At 66.9% G+C, this 2815-nt stretch carries 2 protein-coding genes; one reads left to right on the top strand and one right to left on the bottom strand.

The window, feature by feature from the left end; all coding sequences use genetic code 11:
• Window positions 1–137: 137 nt before the first annotated feature.
• Window positions 138–434, bottom strand: a complete 297-nt coding sequence (locus GJ695_RS29265; protein ID WP_154370596.1) for a hypothetical protein — start codon at window positions 432–434, stop codon at window positions 138–140.
• A 222-nt stretch (window positions 435–656) separates the two neighbouring features.
• Here GJ695_RS29265 and GJ695_RS29270 point away from each other — a divergent pair, with 222 nt between their 5' ends.
• Window positions 657–2654 (top strand): DNA topoisomerase IV subunit B, encoded by a 1998-nt coding sequence (locus GJ695_RS29270; protein ID WP_154370597.1) that lies wholly within the window; start codon window positions 657–659, stop codon window positions 2652–2654.
• Window positions 2655–2815 lie beyond the last annotated feature (161 nt).

The raw sequence follows: 2815 nt of genomic DNA on the forward strand, positions 1-2815 counted from the left end.
GCACGACGGCGCGCGCGGATCGGTGTCGACCAGCATCACGCGCCGGCCGGCGCGCGCCCGCAGCAGCGCCAGGTTGTTGGCGACGATGGCCTTGCCGGCGCCGCCCTGCGCGCCGCCCTGGTTGGCGACGGCGATGATCATGCGCGGCCCTGGGCCAGCGCCGTCATGCGGCCGAATTCGGCGCCGGGCAAGGCCCGCATCACCGCTTCCATCACCTGCCCGGCCAGCGCCCGGGACAGGCACAGCCAGACCTTGACGCGGGCGCCGTGGTCGCAGGCCTCGACCCGCATGAACTCCATGCCGGCGCCGCAGGTGCGCATCACCAGCGCCCGCAGGTCGGTCACGGCGCCGGCGTCCACGGTCAGCTGCATCAGGCACGGCCGCGGTGGTTTGGCCCGACGTTGAGCGGCCTGGGTGTGGAAAAAGGCATGCATGGTGACCTCCTTGGCGAGCGTTGCGCGGTGTGTTGCGATACCGATCAGCTTAGCGACGGCGTCGTAAAAACGGTCTAAAAAGGCGGCCCCGCGCTGTAAACATCGTGTATAAATTGCGCAGTGCGCAATTTTTGCCGCGAGCCAAGCCGGTTGAGGATAGAATACGCAATTAACGCCGCACCTGTACATAAACCCAGTATCAAAAACACAAGCTGCTCACGTATGGCCACCAAAAAACCCGTTTCCGACTATAGCGAATCCTCCATCCGTGTCCTCAAGGGCCTCGAACCCGTCAAGCAACGTCCGGGGATGTACACCCGCACCGAGAACCCGCTGCACATCATCCAGGAAGTGATCGACAATGCCGCCGACGAGGCGCTGGGCGGCAATTGCCATAACATCATCGTCACCCAGAACGCCGACGGCAGCATCACCGTCGAAGACGACGGCCGCGGCATCCCGGTCGGCCTGCACCCGGACGAGGGCGTGCCGACGGTGGAAATCGTGTTCACCCGGCTGCACGCCGGCGGCAAGTTCGACAAGGGCAGCGGCGGCGCCTACGCCTTCTCCGGCGGCCTGCACGGCGTCGGCGTGTCGGTCACCAACGCGCTGTCCAAGCGGCTGGAAATCACCGTGTGGCGCAAGGAGCCGAACGGCACCGGCCTGCACCACCTGGCGTTCGCGCACGGCGACGTGGTCGAACCGTTGTCGTCGGTGGTGGCGCCGCGCGACGGCAAGAAGTCCGGCACCCGCGTCACCGCCTGGCCGGACCCGAAATATTTCGACTCGGCCGCCATCTCGCAGACCGAGCTGCAGCGCCTGCTGCGCTCGAAAGCCGTGCTGCTGCCCGGCGTGTCGGTCACGCTGGCCAACGCCAAGACCGGCGAATCGCAGACCTGGCAGTACAACGACGGCCTGCGCGGCTACCTGACCGAGGCGCTGGCGCAGTCGACCGACGGCGAAACCCTGATCCCGCTGTTCGAAGGCGAGCAGTTCGCCGGCCCCGACGCCGAAGGCTTTGCCGAGGGCGAAGGGGCGTCGTGGGTGGTGGCGTGGACCGAGCAAGGCGCCATCGTGCGCGAATCGTATGTCAACCTGATCCCGACGCCGAACGGCGGCACCCACGAATCGGGCCTGCGCGACGGCCTGTATGGCGCGGTGAAAAACTTCGTCGAGATGCACTCGCTGCTGCCGAAGGGGGTTAAGCTGCTGCCCGAGGACGTGTTCGCGCGCGCCTCGTTCGTGCTGTCGGCCAAGGTGCTGGACCCGCAGTTCCAGGGCCAGATCAAGGAGCGCCTGAACTCGCGCGACGCGGTGCGCCTGGTCTCCACCTATTCCAAGCCGGCGCTGGAGCTGTGGCTGAACCACCATGTCGACTACGGCAAGAAGCTGGCCGAGCTGGTCATCAAGCAGGCGCAGTCGCGCCTGCGCTCGGCGCAAAAGGTCGAAAAGAAAAAATCCTCGGGCGTGGCCGTGCTGCCGGGCAAGCTGACCGACTGCGAATCGAACGACGCCGCCCGCACCGAGCTGTTCCTGGTCGAGGGCGACTCGGCCGGCGGCTCGGCCAAGATGGGCCGCGACAAGGAATTCCAGGCCATCCTGCCGCTGCGCGGCAAGGTCTTGAACTCGTGGGAAACCGACAAGGACCGCCTGTTCGCCAACAACGAGATCCACGACATCTCGGTGGCGATCGGCGTCGACCCGCACGGCGTGGGCGACACGCCCGACCTGTCGGGCCTGCGCTACGGCAAGATCTGCATCCTGTCCGATGCGGACGTCGACGGCTCGCACATCCAGGTGCTGCTGCTGACCCTGTTCTTCCGCCACTTCCCCGGCCTGATCGCCAACGGCAACATCTGCATCGCGCGCCCGCCGCTGTACCGCGTCGACGCGCCGGCGCGCGGCAAGAAGCCGATCCAGAAGCTGTACGCGCTCGACGCCGGCGAGCTGGTGGCGATCGAGGACAAGCTGCGCAAGGACGGCCTGAAGGAAGGCGCCTGGTCGATCTCGCGCTTCAAGGGCCTGGGCGAGATGAACGCCGAGCAGCTGTGGGAAACCACGATGAATCCCGACACGCGCCGGCTGCTGCCGGTGGCGCTGGGCGGCTACGGCCACCACGAATCGGCGGCCCGCTTCAACATGCTGATGGGCAAAGGCGAAGCGGCCGCGCGCCGCGCCTGGATCGAAGAACACGGCAACGAAGCCGAAGCAGACATCTAAATCTAGAACCGAACTATGACTCAAGCAAATCTTTTTGACGAACCGGCGGACAGCACTGCGGCAGCCGCCAAGCCAGCCGCCGCAGTAACAGCGCCGGCCGCTCCCGTCCACGCAGCGGCTGACGCGGCCGCCCACGCCGCCGCCGAAGCCCACGCGCACGG

The sequence above is a fragment of the Duganella alba genome (assembly GCF_009674495.1).
Lineage (GTDB): Bacteria > Pseudomonadota > Gammaproteobacteria > Burkholderiales > Burkholderiaceae_D > Rugamonas > Rugamonas alba.